The organism is Shewanella sp. SR44-3, from assembly GCF_014163735.1.
Taxonomy (GTDB): domain Bacteria; phylum Pseudomonadota; class Gammaproteobacteria; order Enterobacterales; family Shewanellaceae; genus Shewanella.
In genome coordinates this window covers 1-22,547 of sequence record NZ_JACJDV010000024.1, presented here as the reverse complement: position 1 = coordinate 22,547, position 22,547 = coordinate 1, and the positions used below count along the sequence as shown (strand labels likewise).

The 22,547-nt window shown below is 42.6% G+C and carries 20 protein-coding genes and 2 pseudogenes; 17 read left to right on the top strand and 5 right to left on the bottom strand.

The features are described from left to right. Nucleotides 1–76: 76 nt before the first annotated feature. Nucleotides 77–670: pseudogene (locus H5073_RS12435) on the bottom strand (IS30 family transposase); the annotation flags it as partial. A gap of 178 nt (nt 671–848) precedes the next feature. Here H5073_RS12435 and H5073_RS12430 point away from each other — a divergent pair. Continuing rightward, entirely contained in the window at nt 849–1,934 is a 1,086-nt protein-coding gene (locus H5073_RS12430; RefSeq protein ID WP_182679889.1) for an ISAs1 family transposase, read from the top strand. A gap of 22 nt (nt 1,935–1,956) precedes the next feature. Here H5073_RS12430 and H5073_RS12425 read toward each other — a convergent pair. After that, nucleotides 1,957–2,116, bottom strand: a pseudogene (locus tag H5073_RS12425) (helix-turn-helix domain-containing protein); the annotation flags it as partial. A gap of 445 nt (nt 2,117–2,561) precedes the next feature. Here H5073_RS12425 and H5073_RS12420 point away from each other — a divergent pair. From H5073_RS12420 to H5073_RS12395, 6 genes are read left to right on the top strand one after another with little or no spacing between them, the layout of a single operon-like run. Next, complete coding sequence (locus H5073_RS12420) at nt 2,562–3,344, top strand: DUF3450 domain-containing protein (protein ID WP_182679888.1); 783 nt, start codon at nt 2,562–2,564, stop codon at nt 3,342–3,344. After that, entirely contained in the window at nt 3,344–4,696 is a 1,353-nt protein-coding gene (locus H5073_RS12415; RefSeq protein ID WP_182679887.1) for a MotA/TolQ/ExbB proton channel family protein, read from the top strand. The genes H5073_RS12420 and H5073_RS12415 overlap by 1 nt, the downstream gene beginning before the upstream one ends. Beyond that, on the top strand, nt 4,696–5,223 hold the full coding sequence (locus H5073_RS12410; RefSeq protein ID WP_182679886.1) for a MotA/TolQ/ExbB proton channel family protein: 528 nt from the start codon (nt 4,696–4,698) through the stop codon (nt 5,221–5,223). The genes H5073_RS12415 and H5073_RS12410 overlap by 1 nt, the downstream gene beginning before the upstream one ends. A gap of 13 nt (nt 5,224–5,236) precedes the next feature. Next, nucleotides 5,237–5,641, top strand: a complete 405-nt coding sequence (locus H5073_RS12405; RefSeq protein WP_182679885.1) for a biopolymer transporter ExbD — start codon at nt 5,237–5,239, stop codon at nt 5,639–5,641. Nucleotide 5,642: 1 nt separating this feature from the next. Beyond that, entirely contained in the window at nt 5,643–6,266 is a 624-nt protein-coding gene (locus H5073_RS12400) for an energy transducer TonB (RefSeq protein WP_182679884.1), read from the top strand. Further along, a complete protein-coding gene (locus H5073_RS12395; RefSeq protein WP_182679883.1) occupies nt 6,266–7,513 on the top strand; it encodes a lipopolysaccharide assembly protein LapB in 1,248 nt (415 codons plus the stop codon). Before H5073_RS12400 ends, H5073_RS12395 begins: the two co-directional genes overlap by 1 nt. 171 nt (nt 7,514–7,684) lie before the next feature. Here H5073_RS12395 and H5073_RS12390 read toward each other — a convergent pair whose 3' ends face one another. Continuing rightward, nucleotides 7,685–8,194 carry a diguanylate cyclase domain-containing protein gene (locus H5073_RS12390; RefSeq protein WP_182679882.1) on the bottom strand — a complete coding sequence of 170 codons (510 nt, stop codon included), beginning with the start codon at nt 8,192–8,194 and terminating at the stop codon, nt 7,685–7,687. Nucleotides 8,195–8,259: 65 nt separating this feature from the next. Between H5073_RS12390 and H5073_RS12385 the strand changes: the two genes are divergently transcribed. From H5073_RS12385 to glnS, 6 genes are all read left to right on the top strand, one after another. After that, nucleotides 8,260–10,086, top strand: coding sequence for a DUF885 family protein (locus tag H5073_RS12385; RefSeq protein WP_182679881.1), 1,827 nt, complete (start codon nt 8,260–8,262; stop codon nt 10,084–10,086). A gap of 82 nt (nt 10,087–10,168) precedes the next feature. Next, nucleotides 10,169–10,447: a peptidylprolyl isomerase gene (locus H5073_RS12380; RefSeq protein WP_182679880.1), complete on the top strand. Its 279-nt coding sequence runs from the start codon at nt 10,169–10,171 to the stop codon at nt 10,445–10,447. 64 nt (nt 10,448–10,511) lie between these two features. After that, complete coding sequence (locus tag H5073_RS12375) at nt 10,512–11,051, top strand: GNAT family N-acetyltransferase (protein ID WP_182679879.1); 540 nt, start codon at nt 10,512–10,514, stop codon at nt 11,049–11,051. Between the two features lie 254 nt (nt 11,052–11,305). Continuing rightward, nucleotides 11,306–11,545 carry a FeoA family protein gene (locus H5073_RS12370; RefSeq protein WP_182679878.1) on the top strand — a complete coding sequence of 80 codons (240 nt, stop codon included), beginning with the start codon at nt 11,306–11,308 and terminating at the stop codon, nt 11,543–11,545. After that, nucleotides 11,538–13,835 (top strand): Fe(2+) transporter permease subunit FeoB, encoded by a 2,298-nt coding sequence (gene feoB, locus H5073_RS12365; protein ID WP_182679877.1) that lies wholly within the window; start codon nt 11,538–11,540, stop codon nt 13,833–13,835. Before H5073_RS12370 ends, feoB begins: the two co-directional genes overlap by 8 nt. A gap of 154 nt (nt 13,836–13,989) precedes the next feature. Further along, complete coding sequence (gene glnS, locus H5073_RS12360) at nt 13,990–15,660, top strand: glutamine--tRNA ligase (protein ID WP_182679876.1); 1,671 nt, start codon at nt 13,990–13,992, stop codon at nt 15,658–15,660. Nucleotides 15,661–15,925: 265 nt separating this feature from the next. Here glnS and H5073_RS12355 read toward each other — a convergent pair whose 3' ends face one another. Continuing rightward, nucleotides 15,926–17,395, bottom strand: a complete 1,470-nt coding sequence (locus H5073_RS12355) for a peptide MFS transporter (RefSeq protein WP_182679908.1) — start codon at nt 17,393–17,395, stop codon at nt 15,926–15,928. A gap of 436 nt (nt 17,396–17,831) precedes the next feature. On the opposite strand from H5073_RS12355, the gene H5073_RS12350 reads away from it, so the two are divergent. The 4 genes from H5073_RS12350 (at nt 17,832) to ltaE (ending at nt 21,035) form a co-directional block, all read left to right on the top strand. Next, the gene (locus H5073_RS12350) at nt 17,832–18,452 is read left to right on the top strand and encodes an OmpA family protein (RefSeq protein ID WP_259394891.1); all 621 of its coding nucleotides are present in this window, start codon (nt 17,832–17,834) and stop codon (nt 18,450–18,452) included. Nucleotides 18,453–18,471: 19 nt separating this feature from the next. Further along, on the top strand, nt 18,472–19,299 hold the full coding sequence (locus H5073_RS12345) for a mechanosensitive ion channel family protein (RefSeq protein WP_182679874.1): 828 nt from the start codon (nt 18,472–18,474) through the stop codon (nt 19,297–19,299). After that, a complete protein-coding gene (gene tpx, locus H5073_RS12340; protein ID WP_182679873.1) occupies nt 19,296–19,910 on the top strand; it encodes a thiol peroxidase in 615 nt (204 codons plus the stop codon). The genes H5073_RS12345 and tpx overlap by 4 nt, the downstream gene beginning before the upstream one ends. A 99-nt stretch (nt 19,911–20,009) precedes the next feature. Continuing rightward, the gene (gene ltaE, locus H5073_RS12335) at nt 20,010–21,035 is read left to right on the top strand and encodes a low-specificity L-threonine aldolase (protein WP_182679872.1); all 1,026 of its coding nucleotides are present in this window, start codon (nt 20,010–20,012) and stop codon (nt 21,033–21,035) included. Between the two features lie 144 nt (nt 21,036–21,179). Here the strand turns inward: ltaE and H5073_RS12330 are convergent. After that, nucleotides 21,180–22,547 (bottom strand): hypothetical protein (locus H5073_RS12330; RefSeq protein WP_182679871.1); only part of this gene is annotated, 1,368 nt, incomplete at its 5' end.

Below are 22,547 nucleotides of genomic sequence, written 5' to 3'. Positions count from 1 at the left end.
TGATAAGTAGTTATGGCCCTTTATCTTTTTGAAAATGGCTACACGAATTTAACTTCGAAGTGCGGCACTCACCAAATTAAGCGGCTAATTGTTTAAGCACAACAGCTGGCTGCTTAAACTTCAAACATTTCTTAGGTCTGTAATTAATCCTGTTCTGGGCAAATAAGATGATGTCGTCGCTTACAGTCCTTAAGTTAGTCCCTTTTTTTACATATTGCCTTAATAAACCGTTGGCATTTTCATTGGCGCCCCGCTCCCAAGAACTATACGGATGAGCAAAGTAAAACGAGGTATCTAGCGCCTTGGCTATGACTTCATGATGAGCGAATTCACGACCATTATCGGCAGTTATAGTGTGCACATATTGCTTATAAGGCATCAATAATTCGATAGTCGCTTTAGTCACATCTTCAGCAGATTTTGAGGCCACTTTCTTTATTAAATAAAAACGTGTCTTTCGCTCTAAAATTGTCACTATTGAACCTGTCCCATGCTTGCCTAATACGGTATCGATTTCCCAATCACCAAAACGTTCGCGAGTATCAACAATGGCAGGTCTAGAGTCGATAGAGGTGCCATTTTTAATCGCCGGCGCTTTCTCTTTTTTACCTCTGCGATAGCGCTTATGACCTTGCCGTAGGTGGCGATATAGCTTGCCGCCTTGACGTTTAATCTTGAATCGGGGAACGTATATTTGGCTGAATGACGCCGCATCTTACACGCACTGGCTTGAGAGCTGTCAGGACAATAACCAGGGCCAGATCGTGAACGTTATTTGAGCGATTTAAGAAGAGTATTGACCTGATCACGTGCTTGTGATCTTATACTCCTTTTTCAGGAGTCAGGTTATGTATATCGAATCATTCAAGCAACATTTTAGTGCTATTGACGACCACCGCCAAAGTGCAAAAGTCACCTATCCTCTGTTCGATATACTGTTCGGTTCACTGTGCGCTGTTATTGCTGGTTCTAATGCTTGGTTCAAAAAACAAAAAATGTTCATCGATGGGATCCCTGCTGACGATACCATTGCCAGGATAGTTTCTATGATTGATCCTGATAGCTTTAATGCCTGTTTTCTTGCATGGATGAAGTCAGTTCACCAGCTGACTAATGGAGAAGTCATTGCGATTGATGGAAAGGCGCTACGTGGTTCATATAATCGTGATGATCGAAGCAGCACTATCCACATGATAAGTGCCTATGCTTCAGTGAATAAGCCAGTACAGGGTCAATTAAAAGCAGAGCAAAAAAGTAATGAAATCACAGCCATTCCAACCCTATTAAAAATGCTAGACCTGCGCGGAGCGCTAGTGACAATCGATGCTATGGGCTGTCAAACGGCTATTGCTACAACGATTATCGACAAAGGTGGTGACTACCTACTAGCGGTAAAAAACAATCAAGGCAACTTAGCTAAAGCAATAAATAAAGCGTTTAGTCCGCATCGTTCAGCTGGCTTAAGTGATGACCATGTCAATATAGAAAAAAGCCATGGTCGTATAGAAAATCGAGCCTGCTATGTGCTGAGTTCTGCTGCACTTGACGGTGATTTCACACATTGGGGAGCACTGAAATCCATCGTTATGGTTGAAAGCTTTAGGGCTGTTAAAGGTAAGGCGGCGAGCCTTGAATATCGTTACTATATCAGTTCGAAAGTGTTATCAGCAGAGCAAGCCTTAAGTGCGACTCGCGAACATTGGGGGATCGAGTCAATGCACTGGATCATGGATGTCAGCATGAACGAAGATGCATGCCAGATCTACAAAAATAACGGCGCTGAAAATCTCGCTTACTTAAGGCACATATCGCTAAACATGCTGCAAAAAGAGCCGATAAAGCTCAGCATTGTTGGTAAACGAAAGCGTTGTTTAATGAATCCAGAATTTCTGGAGAAGGTGTTAATCGCTGGATTATGTGCGCCGACTAAATAATGAACATTCATACGGTTGCCCTAGGACAATAACCCTGCAGGGCATGACAACGTTTTAGTTCTCGATAGACAGTCGCACGATGACAATTGATAGCTTTTACAATCAAAGCTATCGAAACACTCTGGTCTAAAAAGGACTGAAATCTGGTATCTTCTTCTCTCATTCAACTGCTGATAACTCATAGTGATACTCTTTTTTCTTTGGCGAGATAAAGCCTACCACTTTCAGCTGTTGGCTTCTTCTACGCCTCAATTAAGAGTGTCGCAGTTATTATCTGAATTCGGGCTTCTTTAATAGTTGGTGGTATTTTAACTAGTTCGGTCTTGCATTTACTCAATATTAGCCAAAAAACTCATCTTTGTATTGGTTAATTTTATCTGCTTCATCTTAGCATCAATTATTACTCATCTTTCCAGTGATTTCCTATGTTTGAAATGTTGACACAGGTCAACATTTTGTGGAATGATGCCAGCGGGTCTGTGCCTATATAGGTACAGAAAAAGGGAAGAAAACAAACAATCACAAGATAAAGACATGCCAAGTCAGTATATTGACGTTTCATCTATATGATTATCAATATTTTGTATTGGTTAAGCTTTTTAATTCACATCAAATTGGTTGGGAACTATGTCCAAGGTAAGCAATAGAACTAAAATCGCTACTGCACTGGTTGGCGCGCTGGCTTTAGCTGGCAGCAACTTGGTAGTTGCAGATCCTCTTACCGACGTGCAAAAGGCTGATAGCAGAATTCATGCTGAAGCAGCGGCGTCGCAGCAGAAAGTTGACAAATATTACGATCAAGCTCAAGACATGCAGTTTGAATATGGCAATGTTGCTGATGAGCGTGAGTCACTAAAATCTTATAATGATTACGTTGCTGGTCTGGTCGCTGACCAAGAGAACTCAATGCAACTTATTCAAGGTGATATCAACGGTGTTGACAAGTTACGTCAAGGCGTAGTGCCATTGATGTTTAAAATGGTTGATGCATTAGAGCAGTTTGTTAAATTGGATTTACCATTTAACACTCAAGTGCGTACTGACCGTGTTGAAAACCTAAAGACAGTATTAAATACAGCTGAAGTCACATTAGCTGAAAAATATCGTTTGATTTTAGATGCATATAGCATCGAACGTGAATATGGCAATTTCGTTGCTGTTGAAACGGGTAAGTTGGAGTTGAACGGTAAAGAAGTACTTGTTGATTTCTTCCATTTAGGTCGTATCGCATTGTATGCACAAAGCTTAGATCAAAAGACAGCATGGATGTTTGATGCTGAATCTAAAACATGGAATGAGCTAGAAGACAGCTATCTACGTGATCTAACTAAGGGTATCCGTATTGCTCGTAAGCAAGGCGCTCTAGATTTGTTCGCATTACCACTTCCAGCTGCGGAGACTGCACAATAATGAAGAAGTTAATTACTACAGCTGTGCTAGCTGCCAGTTTCTCTTTAACAGCCATGGTATCTGCTGCAGATGCGCCAAAGAGCATTGATCAATTACTTAAGCAAGTTCAAATTGACCGTGCAAGCGATGGTAAAACTAACGCTAAGCGTGAAAGAGAATTCCAAAATGAACGCGGTGATAAAGCGGCATTGTTAAAGCGTGAAAAAAATGCTTTGGCTGCTGAAAGACAACGCGGTAAAGATTTAAATCAAGCCTTCTTAGACAATGAGCGTAAATTAGCTCAGTTGGAAGAAGACTTAAAAACTGCTCAAGGTGACTTGGGTGAAATGTTTGGTGTTGTTAAAGGTGAAGCAGGTGATTTCGCTGGTAAACTTGCAGCATCTAACACTAGCGCCCAATTCCCTGGCCGTGACGCTTTTATTGCCGACCTTGGTGCACGTAAGCAGTTACCAAAAATTGAAGAGTTAGAGAAGTTTTGGGAAGCTCAGCTTTTCGAAATGGTTGAGTCTGCAAAAGTTGTTAAATTTGCCGGTTCAGTAACGGATATCGATGGTAACGTTGTTGAAACAACGATTCACCGCGTAGGCCCGTTCAACCTAACCGCTAATGGTAAGTATGTTGTTTACAAACCAGAATTGAACCTAATTCAACAGCTATCACAGCAGCCTGAAGGCTATCAAGTGAGTGCAGTAGGCTCATGGGAAGAGACTTCAACGGGTATTGCGCCTTTCTATGTTGACCCTGCGCGCGGCGTGTTATTGAACATCTTCACTAACAAAGCTAGCATTGAAGATCGTATCGAAGCGGGTGGCCCAATTGGTTACATTATTATTGCCTTGCTAGCTTTAGGTGCGTTAATTGCCGTAGAGCGCCTTGTCACTCTTACCATCATAGGTGGCAAGGTTAACAGTCAGCGTAAAAATATTGATAACCCAGGCAACAATGCCTTAGGTCGTATTCTTAAAGTTTATCAAAATAACAAAGATGTAGATGTTGAAACATTAGAGTTAAAACTTGATGAAGCTATCTTAAAAGAAACACCAGCATTAGAAGCACGTATTTCTATCATCAAGGTATTAGCAGCTATCGCGCCTATGATGGGTCTTTTAGGTACAGTTACTGGTATGATTGCCACATTCCAATCTATCCAGTTATTCGGTACTGGCGATCCTAAGTTAATGGCTGGCGGTATCTCCATGGCGCTTGTTACTACGGTACAAGGTCTGATCGCAGCATTACCATTAATGTTATTACACGCAGTTGTTGTTGCTCGTAGCAAGTCAATTGTTCAAGTTCTCGAAGAGCAAAGTGCTGGCATTATCGCTGAGCATGCAGAGAAGAGGGCTAACTAATGATGCTAATCCTGATGGATATTTGGGATTCCGTCAGGGGCTTCATGGCCTCCGGAGGTGATGTCCTCTGGTTGGTAGCGGCTGTGCTATTTCTTATGTGGGTGTTAATGCTCGAGCGTTATTGGTATCTCAATTGGATATCTCCAGCGCAGCATAAAGCAATAGTATCAGCGTGGGAGTCAAGAGATGAAACAACGTCTTGGCACGCACATCGTATCCGTGAAGCTTGGGTGTCCCAGGCGAAGCAAGATTTAACTGCACGTATGTTGCTAGTCAAAACTTTGGTTGCTATTTGCCCTATGATAGGTTTGTTGGGTACAGTAACAGGTATGATTTCAGTATTCGACGTGATGGCAGTTCAAGGGACGAGTAATGCTCGTTTGATGGCGGCTGGTATTTCAATGGCGACCATGCCAACAATGGCAGGAATGGTTGCGGCATTATCAGGAGTGTTCTTTAGCACTCGTCTTGATGCAAAAATGAAAATCAGTTTAGAAAAGCTTAAAGACAGCATGCCTCACCACTAGAGAGAGATTGAACATGGCACGTAAGAAGCATTCCAGTATGGATGAGGAAGCACAAATTGATATGACCCCGATGCTAGACATCGTGTTTATCATGCTGATCTTCTTTATTGTAACCACATCGTTTGTTAAGCCATCTGGCTTAGACTATAACAAGCCAAAAGCGTCACAGGCTACGTCTAAACCTTCGGCTAACATTTTCATCGGCGTCAGTAAAACTGGTGTCATTATGATGGAAAATCGTCAAGTTGATATCGAGCGTGTAACAGCAAACGTCGAACGTATGTTAGCTGAAGCACCAGAAGCTGCGGTACTTATTCAAGCAGACAAAGAAGCGCAACATGGCTTAGTTGTTAAAGTACTTGATGAAGTAAAAGCTGCGGGTATTGACAAAATTTCTGTGTCGGCGGGGAACGAATAATATGCTAAGAGCACTAGTATCAATCTTAATTGGTGCTGCTGTGACTTTTGGTCTGTTCGCTTTTATGGCGTTCTTAGTAGGCGGCGGTGCCACACGCAACGCCGATTCTACAGAGACCCCTGTTATCGAAATCACCATGGATAAACAGGATTCGAAAGCACAGAAGAAACCAAGGGTGACACCTAAGCCACCCCCACCACCGGAGCAGCCACCAAAGCCGGAGACGACTCCGCCTGATACATCATCTAATATAGACACTAATATGTCGTTTAATATGGGGGGTTTACAGTCTGGTGGTGTGAGTACTGGGTTTAAACTAGGCAATATGATGACACGAGATGGTGATGCTACACCTATCGTGCGTATCGAGCCTCAATATCCTATTTCAGCCCAACGAGATGGCAAAGAAGGTTTTGTACAGCTTAGCTTTACAATTAACGAACTTGGCGGTGTTGAAGATGTTTCTGTTATCAAAGCTGAGCCCAAGCGAGTATTTGACCGCGATGCTATTCGTGCGTTAAGAAAGTGGAAGTACAAGCCTAAAATTGTTGATGGTAAAGCCATTAAGCAACCAGGTATGACTGTACAACTTGATTTCAGCTTAGGCAAAGATGGAGGTAGATAATGCGTAAAGTTAATCAAATCGCTAGCGTGCTATTACTTTCTCTTTGTGGCGGCAGTTTTCTTGCTGGGAATGTTGTAGCGGCTGAAAAATGTGAAATTGATAAGCGTCAGTCTAAAGCTGTCGGTGAAAGTGTCGGCAAAAAAGTGCAAAAGTCTTTTGAGGCTTATACAAATGGCGAGCTTGATACTGCCATTGCTATTTTGCTTGAAGTGAATCCAAGAGGCGGTTTTGACAAAGCTTATGTCGACCGCATGCTTGGTAACTTTTACGCCGAAAAAGGTCAGATGAAAACCGCCGTTAAGTATTTAAAGACGGCTGTGGATGCTGATATTTTAGGCGGAGTAGATCATGCGGGGACGATGCGCCTTTATGCTGATTTACTGCTGCAAGAGAAGCAATTTAAACAGGCTATTCCTTACTACTATAAGTGGATGGAATTTACTTGTAAGGCTGATGCTCAAACTTATCGTCGTATCGGTATTGCTTATACTGAGCTTAAAGACTGGAATAAGGTGCTTCAGGTTGCCGACAAAGGTTTATCTTTATCGACCGAGCCTGATAAAAGTCTATATCAAATGAAACTAACCGCTTACTTCAATCAAAAGAAGTATAAAGATGCGGTCAAGGTTCTTGAGGTAATGGTGCCTTTATTCCAAGATGATAAGCGTTTATGGGTTCAGTTAGCTCAGTTTTATTTGATGACTGAAAACTATGATAAAGCCTTAGCAACTTATGACTTGTCTTATAAGAATGGCTTCCTTGAAACCGACAGTAACATCACGCGTTTAGCGCAGTTACTAGCGCAAAAAGGATCACCTTATAAAGCTGCTGTTATTTATGAAAAGCACATGAAATCAGGTTTGATTGCTGAATCTGAGAAGACACTTTCGACTCTAGCTGGTTTTTACCAGAATGCGAAAGAGTTTAAAGAAGCGGCTCATTACTACGGCAAAGCAGCTGCTTTAGCTAAAGATGGCGAATTATATCTTAAACAAGGTCGTTTACTGTCCTTAGATGAGAACTATTCTGCGGCTATTCCTGCTTTGAAAAAGGCACTGGATGCGGGTATTAAATATCCTGGTGAAGCTCAATTTGAATTGGCGTTGGCGTATTTAAGTCAAAAGAAATACAAATCGGCCTATCAGAGAGCGGTTCTTGCTGCTAAAGATAAGAAAACAGCCCGAAGTGCAAACAGTTATATTTCTTACATCAAAGAAAAAGCTCGGATATATAACATATCTTTGTAATCTTGAGTTAAGTTATAGGTTGTAAATATTAAAGCCCCTGAAAAGGGGCTTTTTTTATGAGTTTTTGATTTAGATTGCTGTTTGTAAGTTTTGATTTGTGCAAATAGGTGAATTATTGATCATGAATTGCCACTTGCTTGGAGTTAAATGTTATATTGAGAATCGCACAAATTAATGAAGCTGCAATAGTGCATGTCGGCAGTCTTGATTACTCTCTAAATCCAGTGATAATTGTTCGACGTCCTTGAAGAGAGTTTCAATCTTTCTATCTTGGCTTGGGGTGCAAACACCCGCTGCTAACTTGTAATCTAAAGTGAAATTGTGCTCTCTGCCATGTTTAAGCATAAACTCATCCACTTGTTTACTGATCCGATCTAGTACGACTTGAGTCCCTTCACTGTCGACATTAAACAATCCTAAGGCAAAATGAGTTGTGTCTAGTCTTGCCAATAGATCTGTTGTCCTTAATAATGCTTGTTGGATTTGATGAGTAAATAATTCGAGTAAATGATCTTGTTTTACTGTTTCATGGATATTGGGGCATAAAAAGAGTAATGCCAGTGTTTGATTATCCCTTTGATGCCGATGCCATTCTCGATTAAAGACCTCCATAAAATAAGTTTGGTTGTAAACACCTGTCTCAGGATCTCTAAAGCCTGAGTTACGAAACGAATAGATCATAGCGATACTCCCATTGACGTTCAGATCTAAGTATAGAAACGATTTTAGAAAGGAAGATAATAATAATGAAAAAAGCCGTTATTGCTTTGGCTATTGCAACCTTGTTTAATCTTCAAGCTTGCTCTAAGGCACCAGAAAATCAGTTAAACTCAAGTGTTGAGGCTACTCAGGATAAAGCGTCAAGTTCAGTTCAATATCAAGCCTTGGCAGACAGTTTCTTTAAAGAACTGCTTGCACTTGAACCCTTGTACGCAACCTTTGTTGGGGTTAATGATTATAACAATGAATTTGGCGGGGACTTAACTGAAACATACCTTAAGGCGCGCCATGAGCTCAATACACGCTATTTAGCTAAAGCGTCAGAGATTGATACCGCAGCATTAGCAGAAGATCTTAAGCTCAGTCATAGTATGTTTATTTACGATAGGAAAATGGCCTTGGTTGATGAAACCTATCCTGAGCGCTTTATTCCTATCAACCAGTTTTACAGTACTGTCATCACAATGATCCAGCTGGGAAGCGGTGAAAGTGCGCAGCCATTTACCACTGTTGAAGATTATCAAAATTGGCTGTCGCGCCTAAGCGGTTTTATTAACTGGATTGATTTAGCCCAGCAGCGCATGGATGAAGCGATAGCCAGTAAAGTCGTGTTGCCTAGAGTGTTAGTTGATAGGATCATTCCTCAGTTAGACGCTCAGTTAGTCTCTGATGCAACTCAAAGTCTATTCTATGCCCCCATTAATCAATTGCCGGCAGATTTTTCTGCTGAAGATAAAGCCAAACTGACGACTGAGTATCAGGCAATCATTAACGATAAATTATTACCCGCACTGACAGGACTTAGGGATTACTTTAAGGGGACTTATCTTGTTAATGCTCGCGCTAGTGATGGGTGGTGGGGATTGCCTAATGGCAAAGCCTGGTACCAACATTTAGCCAATAAGCACACTACAACATCCATGCCTGTTGAAGAAATTCATCAGATTGGCCTGAGTGAAGTTGCTCGAATTTTAGCTGAAATGGATAAGGTTCGTGAACAAGTCGGCTTTAAAGGTGATTTAAGTGCCTTTTTTGATTCATTGTCTAGCGAAGATGAGTTCTTTTTTAGCGACAGACAGGGCTTGGTTGATGGTTATATGGGCCTTAAAGATAAAATTAATGCCGTGTTACCTGCATATTTTAATGTGATGCCAAAAGCGGATTATGTTGTTAAACCTGTTGAGAGTTTCCGTGAAAAATCAGCAGCAGGTGCCTCTTATGAGTCTCCAGCTGTGGATGGCTCTCGTCCTGGGGTGTTTTACATCAACACTTATAATTTGAAGGCGCAGCCTAAGTGGGGCATGACAACCTTGTCATTGCATGAAGCTGCTCCAGGGCACCATTTTCAGATCGCCATAAAGCAAGAGCTTGAATCTGTTCCAGAGTTTCAGCGTTTTCAAGGTTATACGGCCTTTGAAGAGGGTTGGGCGCTTTATGCAGAATACCTAGGTATGGAAATGGGACTGTTTAGCGACCCTTATCAATACTTTGGTAAGCTTTCTGATGAGATGCTGCGCGCCATGCGTCTAGTGGTGGATACGGGGCTTCATGCTAAAGGCTGGAGCCGCGAGCAGGCGATACAATATATGAAAGATAACTCACCAATGGCAGAAACTGACATTATTGCTGAAGTTGAACGTTATATGGCTATTCCAGGACAAGCGTTATCTTACAAAGTCGGTCAGCTCACCATACTTAAACTAAGAGCAGAAGCTGAAGCCAAGCTTGGTGATAAATTTGATATTAGAGCATTTCATGATCAAATTTTGACGACGGGCTCATTACCCATGGCTGTGATGGAACAGAAGGTCGACCGCTGGGTGAATGCAGAATTGGCAAAGACTGCCCAGTAAGCGAATGCTTACGTCTTAGTAATAAGAAATGAACATCTTTTTTAATCGATAATTTAATCGACAACATTGTTAGGAGTTAATCATGGTTCAAGCCACAGCGCGTCATTTATTAGTGAGCACTCAAGTTGAGTGTGAAGATTTAAAACAACAAATTTTAGCTGGTGCAGACTTTGCTGATATAGCAAAGGCTCACTCAAGCTGTCCATCAGGTGCACAAGGTGGTGATTTAGGTGCTTTTAGCCCTGGCATGATGGTTCAAGAATTTGATGCCGTTGTTTTTAGCGCGCCGCTAAATGAAGTTCAAGGCCCTGTTAAAACTCAGTTTGGCTACCACTTGTTGGAAGTGACTCAAAGAGGTTAACCGTTAACAAAATTAATATTTATGGCAGCTTCGGCTGCCATTTTTTTAAGTATAAGGAAGCCTAATGATTGAGTTGTACTCAGAACGATTGATGTTAAGAAGTTTACTCCCATCTGATTGGGCTAATTTTCTTATGATTAATCAAAATAAGGACATTAATGCGTTTGTGCGCCAAGTCGAAACTCTTGAACAAATCAGAATTAAATTTGAACAGAAACTTGAGCCATGGGAATTCGAATCTGGAGATTGGTTAACCTTAGTGATTGAAGAGCTGGCTACTGGTGAGTTTGTTGGCTTCAGTGGTTTTAATTGTGCAAACTTGACGCTTAGGCGGGCTGAAGTTGGTTATTTGTTATCTGCTGAACATCAAGGTAAAGGTTATGCCACAGAAGCCCTTCAGGGTGTTATTGATTGGGGAGCTCATGCATACAGCATACATAAGTTCATCGGCCTTTGTGATGTACGCAATCTTGGCTCTGCTAAGGTCATGATGAAATGTGGTTTTAAGCAGGAAGGGCGATTGCGAGAGAATAATAAGATTGGCGAGTCATGGTCAGACGATTATCTGTTTGGATTATTAGTTTCAGAGCGAGTTGAGCGATGAAAATACCCAGCATGACTGAGTATATGGCGTCTTCAGTATAGTGCTCTTATAGAATGGATAGGCTTTAGTTGGGCTTTGTCAGTGAAAATCAGCTTTAGGTCTATATTATTTTCGACATTTATCACATAATGGGCAACACAATTGAAAATTATTATCGTTCCCAGTTAATAATTTGATCTAGCCAGTATTCATCGAATTTAAGCTCAGCTAGAATCACACCGTCTTTTATACACTGCATGCAAGGTAACAGTTTGATGAAACTCAGTGAACTTAACCCAGGCGATCGAGCAATCATAGCTCAGATTGGCCAGTTAACCCTGCCACAAACCGTGAAGCGAAAATTACTTTCTATGGGGATAACCCCTAATACCAAATTTTCTATGGTCCGCCGTGCGCCAATGGGCACAGGCGTCGAACTAGACTTACGTGGCACTAAGCTGTGTATGCGTCAAGAACTGGCAGATATTATCGAGGTAGTTGTAACTCATGACTAAGCAATTTCATTGCGTTACTGTGGGTAACCCGAACGCAGGTAAATCAACTCTTTTCAATGCACTTACCGGTTCAAACCAACAAGTGGGCAATTGGGCTGGTGTTACGGTTGAGAAAAAGACCGGCATCTTTGTTTTAGAGGACAATCAGGTTTTACTTACCGACTTGCCTGGCATTTACGATCTACTTCCAGCTGGTAATAGTTGTGATTGTTCGTTAGATGAACAAATTGCCCAGCAGTTTCTCTCTAATGAGCACATCGATGGGATCATTAATCTCGTTGATGCTACCAATATTGAACGTCACCTTTATTTGACTATTCAACTGCGTGAACTTGGCCTGCCTATGGTGCTAGTGTTGAATAAAATTGATGCGGCTAACAAACTCGGCATTGAGATTGATATCCAAGCGATGGCCGCGCTACTTGGCTGTCCAGTGATAGCAGTGTGTTCTCGTGAAAAAGAAGACGTTCGCCAAGTACAAGATCAAGTATTGCAGTTATTAACAAGCACAGACGTTGTGACTCCGCTTAAGCTTAATTACGATGCAAGCATAGAATTAGAGGTCGCCCAACTACAAGCTAAAGATAGTCGCTTACATCGTGGTCGCGCCCTAGGGATATTGGCAAGTGGCCAGGGAAGCAATAGCCGTGATAATGAAAGCGAGCAGAAATCAACTAAGTATCAGTGCTCATCTAAAGCCAGTGCGCATGAAAGCGATCTAGAAATCATGTTGGCCACTACACGTTTTGATTTTGTCGAAAAAGTATTTTCGCAAGCTGTTAAGCGCGGCACAAGACTTAGACTTAGCGATAAGCTGGATAATCTTGCTTTGCACCCTATTTTAGGTATCCCTGTATTCCTGTTTGTTATGTATTTGATGTTTATGTTCAGCATCAATGTGGGCAGTGCCTTTATCGATTTCTTTGATATTAGCGCCGGCGCAATTTTTGTTGATCACTTTGGCGCACTGCTTAGCAGTATGGGATCCCCTGATTGGCTAGTGACGATTTTAGCTGGCGGCTTAGGTCAAGGCGTGCAAACTGTGGCCACTTTTATTCCAGTTATTGCCGCGCTATTCTTGGCTTTGTCTGTGCTCGAGGCTTCAGGTTATCTTTCAAGAGCGGCATTTGTTGTCGATGGCTTGATGCGCCGCATTGGCTTACCAGGTAAAGCATTTGTGCCTATGATAGTGGGTTTTGGCTGTTCAGTCCCCGCCATTATGGCAACACGTACTTTAGGCAGTGAGCGGGAGCGAATTGTTACCGGTATGATGGCGCCATTTATGTCATGCGGTGCCCGTTTACCTGTATATGCCTTATTTGCTGCAGCTTTCTTTCCTGAATCAGGTCAGAACCTGGTATTTTTACTGTATATCATAGGTATTTTTGCTGCTATTGGTACAGGTTTGCTACTTCGCAGTACTGTGTTGCCTGGCACCAGCAGCGCAGTGGTCATGGAGCTTCCAAGCTATGAGCTTCCTAAGATAAAAGCGGTATTGTCTCGCACGGCGAAACGGACTAAGAGCTTTATTCTCGGAGCGGGTAAGACAATTGTACTGGTAGTGACCTTCCTTAACTTTATTAATGCCATTGGCCTTGATGGTAGTTTTGGTCATGAAGATAGCCAAGCCTCATTATTGAGTGTGGCAAGCCAAAAAGTGACACCACTGTTTGCACCTATGGGAATTGAGCAAGATAATTGGCCTGCAACAGTTGGGATTATCACTGGTATCTTTGCCAAAGAAGCTGTGGTCGGCACGTTAAACAGTTTATACAGTCCCGTGGGCGCAGCAGATGCTGAGCTGACTCCTTTAAGTGAGAGCTTTGAAGAAGCATTAGCGACGATTCCAGTGAACCTATTTGGTATTGCACCGGATGATCCATTATCTATGTCAGTGGGTAACGTCGAAAGCATTGACGTCGCAGCAGAAGAGCAGGGCGTTGATAAGTCTACATTCAGTGCACTGCAAGCAGGCTTTAGTGGTCAGCTTGCCGCCTTCTCATATTTGCTATTTATCTTGCTTTATACGCCTTGTGTGGCCGCTATGGGGGCCTTAGTGAATGAATTTGGCGTCAAGTGGGCTAGGTTTGCGGCATTATGGACCTTTGCATTGGCTTATGGCACTGCGACTGTCGTCTACCAAGGCGCTACATTCACTGAGCATCCGTTGCAATCTACAGCGTGGATTAGTTTCTTTACGTTGGCATTATTGGTGTTTTATTTCTGGCTTAAACGCCAAGGGAAAAAAGCACAACAGATAATCCCCGGTATTCGGGTGGTTACCGAGTAAGTTTATCGACTTGTCTATCCTAATAAACCCAGCATTTGCTGGGTTTATTTTAGTGTTTAGTGTAACTTTTCAATCTGATCAGTTGTAACTCTAGATGATCTGTAGGATCATCTGTCTCTTAAAAATTTTGCCATCTTAAGCTAAGAGGAATTCCATGAGCCATGTGGACAGCGAAGTACGTCCTAGTAACTTCATTCGTAATATCATTGACGAAGATCTAGAAAGTGGTAAACACACTCAAGTTCAGACTCGTTTCCCGCCAGAGCCTAATGGTTATTTACACATAGGTCATGCCAAGTCTATTTGTTTGAACTTCGGCATTGCCAAAGATTACCAAGGCCAATGTAATTTACGTTTTGATGATACTAATCCTGAGAAAGAAGACATAGATTATGTTAATTCTATTCAGCAGGATGTGTCTTGGCTTGGTTTCCAATGGAGCGGTGACGTTCGCTATTCATCAAACTATTTTGATCAATTGCATGCCTATGCAGTCGAATTAATTGAAAAAGGCCTAGCTTATGTGTGCTTCTTAAACGGTGAGCAGACCCGTGAATACCGTGGCACTCTTAAAGAGCCTGGTAAGAATAGTCCATACCGTGACACATCCGCTGCGGAAAATTTAGCCTTATTTGAAAAAATGCGTTTGGGTGAGTTTAAAGAAGGTGAGTGTGCACTGCGCGCCAAAATCGACATGGCTTCACCTTTCATGTGTATGCGTGATCCGGTTATTTATCGTATTCGTTTCGCTCACCATCATCAGACTGGTGATAAGTGGTGCATTTACCCTATGTACGACTTTACTCACTGTATTTCCGATGCCATTGAAAATATCACCCATTCTATTTGTACTTTAGAGTTTCAAGATAACCGCAGACTGTACGATTGGGTATTGGATAATCTAAGTGATTTCCAAGCACCTAACCGAACTCGCCAGTATGAGTTTTCACGTTTAAACCTTGAATATACTTTGATGTCTAAGCGCAAGCTTAACGACTTAGTGACACGTAAGTTAGTGACAGGTTGGGACGACCCACGGATGCCAACCATCGCAGGTCTGCGCCGCCGAGGTTATACCGCTGCCTCTATTCGCGAGTTTTGCCTACGAATAGGTGTGACTAAGCAAGATAACATGGTTGAAGTTGGCATGTTAGATGCTTGTATTCGTGAAGAATTAAATGAATATGCGCCTCGCGCTATGGCGGTGCTCAGGCCGATTAAGGTCATCATTGAGAACTATCCCAATGCCATACCTGAGATCATCAATGCAGCGGTACATCCTAATAAAGAAGCAATGGGGACTCGCCAATTGGCTTTTGGTCGTGAACTCTTTATTGATGCTGAAGATTTTAAAGAAGAAGCCAATAAGCAGTTTAAGCGTTTAGTCATGGGTAAAGAAGTACGTCTTCGTAATGCTTATGTCATTAAAGCCGAGCGCTGCGATAAAGATGCTGAAGGTAACATCACTACAGTTTACTGTAGCTATGATGCCGATACTTTAGGTAAAAACCCAGCCGATGGCCGTAAAGTTAAAGGGGTTATCCATTGGGTTGAATCTAGCACTGCATTAGCCGCTGAGTTTCGTTTGTATGACAGATTATTTACTGAAGCAAACCCAGCTGCATTTGAAACCGTAGATGAAGTGTTAAACCCTGATTCGTTAGTGGTGCTTAATGGTTATGCAGAAGCCAATCTTAAGCAGGCTAAATCGGAGCAAGCCTACCAGTTCGAACGTGAAGGTTATTTCTGTGCTGACAGTAAAGATTCAACACCTGAACATTTAGTGTTTAATTTAACGGTAGCCTTAAGGGATTCTTTCGCCTAATGTAGAAGCGTTAAGTGAAAAACTTAACTGATTGATATTGCGATCTTCTAAATCTTCAAAAAATCCGATAACAATTATCGGATTTTTTATGGAAATTACTATAGGAGCTTTTATCCGCATTTCAATTAATCGTCTTAGACAACCGCGAAGTAACCCCCTCAGACGCCATAAACTAAGAATGACGTGATGCAAAAATGAAAAATGCCGTTCACTTAAGTGAACGGCATTTTTCTATAAACGGGGGCTTTAGCAAGAGGCTAAAAGATTAACGTTTAATGGCCTCATGTTCGGCCGTAACAGCAATCTCTTCTTCTAAGGCTTGTTCCTCAGTGTGATTTTTGCTTTCAGCACCGTGCATCCAATCCACTAGCTTATCAGCCATGAAGTATAAAATAACACTTGAAACCACTGCAGTAATGGCAATGCCTGCGAAGATTGACATGGCATTTTCTAACTGCTCTTCAACCGCGCCGCCGTGACCAATCAGTGAGCCAACTAGGCCGCCGACTTTATTGGCGATAGCGATAAATAGGAACCAAGCACCCATCATTAATGAAGCTATGCGCAGTGGAGCCAGTTTAGTCACCATAGACAGACCAATAGGAGATAAACATAGCTCGCCCATGGTATGGAAGAAGTAAGCTCCAACTAACCACCACATGCTTGATTTAACGCTGGCGTCACCGCCCATTTCCATTACTGCGCCCATCATAAATAGGAAACCAACAGCAAGGAAGACTAGGCCTAAAGCAAACTTAACCGGTGAGTTTGGCTCATTCTTACCCAAACGTATCCAAATAGAGGCGATAACAGGTGCAAAGACCACGATAAAGACCGCATTTAAAGATTGGAACCAAGTCGTTGGAACTTCCCAACTGCCTATCATACGGTCGGTAAAGTTGTTGGTGAATAGGTTCATCAAACCACCGGCTTGCTCAAAGCCCGCCCAGAAGATGATAGTAAATAAGCCCATAACCATGATGACCTTAATGCGGTCACGCTCTACTTTGGTTAATGGCTCTTTACGTACTTCACCTTTGGCTTCATTTTTCTCACGCTCTAATTTAGCCGCTGGAACAGTACCAATATCACCGAGTAATTTTTGGGCGTACATGTATTGGATGATTAACGATAGCACCATACCGATACCAGCACACAGGAAGCCCATCTGCCAGTTGCCATCATAAGCAGCAACGACTGAGCCAACCACGATACCAGAAAGGGCTGCACCCACGTTGATCCCCATGTAGAAAATGGTGAAAGCACCATCACGGCGATGATCGCCTTCTTGGTACAAATCACCAACCATGGTAGAAATGTTGGGTTTAAATAAACCGTTGCCTAAAATTAATGTACCTAGACCTAGGTAAAAAAATAAAATTTCAGAGCCTGGTACCCAGGAATGAGGTAAGGCTAAGGTAAATTGGCCAATGGCCATTAAGGCGCCGCCAATATAAATCGCTTTACGTTGGCCTAAGAATGCATCAGCAAGCCAACCACCAATAAGCGGGGTCAAATAAACTAAGGCTGTGAAAGTACCGTATAGCGATAAAGCATCGGCCTGTGACCATCCTAGACCGTGACCACCCTCAGTCTGTACCTTATCGACTAGATACAATACCAAGATAGCGCGCATAGCATAGTAGCTAAAACGCTCCCAAAGTTCTGTTGTAAACAACAGGAATAATCCCTTAGGATGCCCTAGCAGGTTTCCTTGTGATTTAGCGTCGTTCATTAAGTCTTCCACCTTAATTTTTTTGAATTGGCTGCGGCGCAAACGCACTACAGAAAAGTTGTGGCAAGCTAGCGGGTTTGCATCGGTAAAAGAGGTATTAAAACTCATCATGACACGATGCAAACTTTGGCTAAATTGCGCTGAGTGTTTTTTTTATAATATAAACTCGATTTATGCTGATGTTCGAGTAAACTCAAACAGCAAAATTCTCACCTTATATACCCTTTAAAGCCACTGGAAGTCAATGTTAGCGCCAAAAGAGCGCATAAATGCTAGACGATTAGTGCTGATGAGTGATTTTTTGTTCGCATTCAGGAACAAGGGCTTGTATCTTTACACTAATTATTAGATGCAAGCATGTATGTCTGTAATGGCCCAGCTCCTGTTAGCGTTACCAGTTCACAACCATAGTTAGGGAAATGAAAGGGAAATGAATATGTCGCGTTTAGTTTTAGGCCTCTGGCTGATATGTGTAAGTGCCACAGCATTTGCTTGGATTGATACTGACAAAGATGGCGTACCTGATAAGAAAGACGCCTGTGCCAACAGTCCTAAAGACGTCATAGTACAAGCCAATGGCTGCCATCAAGAAGCGTTTTTGGCTCAGCAAATTGAAACACCTAAAATTGAATCCGTTGATATTCCGCAGACGGAAGCAATTACGACAGCTTGTTTTCTCGATGAGACCTCTGAATTTAATTTGAATGAATGCGATAGCATAGATATTACCCCTGTGTATTTTGAATTTGCCAAATCCCAAGTGCTACAGACGCAAAAACCTTTGCTGCAAAAAGTTGCCATTATGGCTCAGCAACATCATGGGCAATTAACCTTGGTTGGACACACAGATATCATTGGCAGCGAAGCTTTTAATCAAGAATTATCATTAAAACGTGCTAAGAATGTGGCTCAAATACTTGTGAGCGAATATGGCTTAATGGCAAGCGACATTGATTATTACGGCATGGCTTCGTCAGTGCCTGCCGATGACAATACAACAGCTAATGGTCGTCAGGCCAATCGACGAGTTGAGATTACAATAACTGCAAATAACTAAACCTTTAGTGGAGTGTTAAATGGATAATTTACAAGGCTTAATAGAACAGGCACCTGAGCTTATCGTCACGTATGGTCTAAAGGCCTTGCTGGCGATAGTCATTTTCATCATAGGTAAATATCTTGCAGGTGTTGCGAAAAATGTCACCAGCAAGGTATTAACTAAACGTAAGGTTGATCAGACCGTTGTCTCTTTTGTGGCTAACCTCGCATGGGCCTTAGTGTTTGTGTTCGCTGTGGTTGCGACCTTAGGCCAAATCGGAGTGCAAACCGCATCATTGGTTGCGGTTATCGGTGCTGCAGGTTTAGCGGTTGGTTTAGCGCTTCAGGGGTCGTTATCAAACTTTGCCTCTGGGGTGTTAATGGTGATATTTCGTCCGTGCAGGGTGGGTGATTATGTTGAAGCTGCGGGTATCGCTGGTGTGGTCGATGAAATAACGATTTTTTCAACCAAACTTAAAACGGGCGATAACAAGCTCATCATTGCACCAAACTCCGCCATGATGAATGGCACTATTGTCAACTATTCCGCCATGGAAAAGCGCCGCATTGATTTAGTGATAGGCGTATCTTACAGCGCAGATATCGCATTAACTAAGCAAGTGATTGATAAGGTATTAGCGGCTCACGACAAGGTACTTGCCGAGCCTGGCTACACCATAGCATTGTCTGAGCTTGCCAATTGTTCAATTAACTTTGTGGTTCGCCCTTGGGTTATGACTGGCGATTACTGGCCGGTGCGTTTTGAATTATTAGAGCAGGTTAAACTGGCCTTAGATGAGGCTAAGATTGAAATTCCATTTCCGCAAATGGATGTACACGTTAAAGATCTGCCGGTGAAAGTATGATATTAAATCAAAGTAAGGGGCAATATGTGGCTAAAATCACTCAGTTTTTTAAATTAGCGCTGGTGCTAAGCATCATGCTTAGTAGCACAGTCAATGCTACTGAGCAAAGCGTGATCTTAGGCGGTAAGGCTGCGCCATTACTTGGCACTATGCCAAGCCTTAATCAGCCTGCGCCTGAGTTTAAGGTGGTCGATGCTCATTTTGCCGCAGTGAGTTTAGCTGACTTTGCCGGTAAAACTGTGCTCATCAGCGCCGTGCCTAGCTTAGATACCGGTGTATGTGCTCTGCAAACCAAGCGTTTTAATACTGAAGTCAGTCAGTTCTCTGATGAGGTAGTTATGCTAACATTAAGCATGGACTTGCCGTTTGCACAAAAGCGTTTTTGTCAGCTGGAAAATGTTGATAAATTAAAGGTATTGTCAGATTCAGTGTGGCGTAACTTTGGTGAGCAGTATGGACTTATCATTAAGGATAGGGGCTTGCTTGCTAGAGCCATCTTTATCATAGATAGCAAAGGCATTTTACGGTATCAGCAGTTGGTTGCTGATGTGAGTCAGCACCCTGATTACAACAAAGCTTTAGCGGTACTTAAGCAAGTTTCGACGCGATAGTGAGTTAAGCACCGCGGTGTTGTGGTATTTTCAACGCGAATAGTATTTTATGACTGATAAGCCTTGTGCTTATCAGTCATTTTTTTGAACAGGATTTTTATGATTGATTTTAGAAGCGATACCGTGACTCTGCCCACCCAGGCGATGCGCGCCGCCATGGCTAGCGCAGAAGTCGGTGACGATGTTTACGGTGACGACCCGACAGTTAATGACTTGCAAGAGATGGCCGCCGACATGTTTGGTTTTGACGGCGCCCTGTTTGTGAGTTCGGGCACCCAAGCGAATCTTTTGGCTTTAATGGCTCATTGTGATCGCGGCGACGAATATATCTGTGGTCAGCAAGCTCATAACTATAAGTTTGAAGGTGGCGGGGCTGCAGTGCTTGGTAGTATTCAACCTCAGCCATTAAGCAATCAGAGTGATGGTAGCATCGCCCTTGAAGATATTCTCAATGCCATAAAACCCGATGACGTCCACTTTGCCCGTACCCGTTTACTTAGTTTGGAAAATACCATAGGCGGCAAGGTGCTGCCCCAAGCCTATTTGGCACAAGCTCAAAAACTTGCGTTCGACAACGGCCTCAAAATTCATTTAGATGGCGCCAGAGTGGCCAATGCCGCAGTGGCTCAGGGTATAAAAATATCTGAAATAACCCAGTATTTTGATTCAGTTTCTATTTGCTTATCAAAAGGATTGAGTGCACCTGTAGGTTCCTTGCTGCTTGGGGATGAGCGTTTAATTGCCAAAGCTACACGCTGGCGAAAAATGCTCGGCGGCGGTATGCGCCAAGTGGGGATTTTAGCCGCAGCGGCTAAGCTTGCCTTAACTGAGCAGGTTGAGCGCTTAAGTGAGGATCATGCCAACGCATTATTTTTGGCACAAGGGCTTACAGGTATGCCCGAATTTACTGTCGATTTAACTAAAGTGCAAACCAACATGGTATTTGCCACGCTGGATAAAAACTACGAGCCAAAATACCTAGCTCAAGCGCTGCTTAAGCGTAATATTAGGGTCAGTACAGGACGTACACTGCGTTTTGTGACTCATAAAGACATTAGCCATCAAGATGTATTACTGTTTCTCAAAGTGTTAACGCCTTGCCTTGCTGAAGCAAAAATTAGCTAAGCAATGACTCGGGGATCCACTCTATTATCCTGATAATTAACTCAGGTATTCAGCCAGTTGTAAGCAATAAAAAGGCCTTATCAATAATATGATAAGGCCTTAAGATTAATCGCTATTTTTCAATTTCTATTGAATCATTTGATATTAAGTATTACAGCTAGCCCATGTGACGCCGTCTGTGCTGCACTCATACACTGTGGTGCCATCATCTTGACGCGTCGCTTTAGTCCATTTTCCCTTGCTGTCTTTATCAATTCGCACTGTGTTATCGTATTGACGTTTACGCCACAGCGTGGTGTCGATTAACACTTCTTCGTCCCAACCTTTAGGCAGTAAAGACAAGTGTTCGATAAGCTCAGCTGCATTTAACTGTTCAGCTTTATCTTTCAAGTTGACCCAATCAGCTAATGACTTAAATTCAGGTTGTCCTTCGCGGAAATGAAACTCTGCAAAATAACTTTTATCACCCTCGTTGAAATAGATGAGATGCTCACGGGTAAAAGGCGTCTCGAAGCTCGTTTCACACTCAGCCAGGGTGTCTGCATAGGTACTGTCAGGTGAATTACTCAACTTATACTCAATAGCATCTTTCTTGAAATTAACCTGTTCAAAACCAGTGCAGCTATAAGTGCCGTTTACCTTGTAATACGCATCTTTGCGGACTCTAAGCTTGCCGGTTAGGGATTGATCACCCCAAGGTTTATCAAGGGCGACTAGGTCTGTAAGCACGATATCAACTTCATTTAAGTCTTGCTTAAGTTTCACTCCCTTAATTAAATAGCCATCAATGGTGAAAACCACAGTGTCACGATACCAAGCCTTATCGAACTGATACTCATGATCCTTGTCATTATCTTGGTAGATAACTACGCGGATCTCACGTGCATCAGGATATTGCGTTTTCAATTCAGCCCTGTGGCTAAAAGCTGCTTTTAATCCAATAACGATAGCCTGAGCGATATCATAAGCTTGGCTATTATCGTCTGCTATGAAATCGGCGAAAATCTGTGCTTCAGACAAATTATAATGAGCGACTAAGCTCGACATAACCGAGCGTATTTCAGTTTGAAGTTCGCCTCTAAGTTGCACATTCTCCTTTAAACTTTCACAGCTTAAGTTTTTCTGAGTCCCAGTATTTAAGCTAACGGCAATTTGCTCCCACAATACTGAGGTTAATGGTGAAACATGACGAATTTCATCATCTGTCAGCGGCGTAATCGAAGGCGGCAAGGCCATCTGATAGGGCTCAGTCACCGCGCCAGAGTCCTCATCTATAGCACCAACCGGCACATCCACATAAAGAGTCGAATAAGCAACGCACTCAGCCTGCTCTTCAGTGAACTCAAAGGCATACTCACCCGCATCGCCAGAGATTACCGAAGGTTCACTGTCAGTGTCAAAAACACTGTTGCCATTAATATCAAGCCATACTGTTGCACCTTTAACGTAACCATCGATGACCTTGCCTGACATTCCTATAGTCGCCGGTGGTGGTGGTGGTGGTGGTGGTGG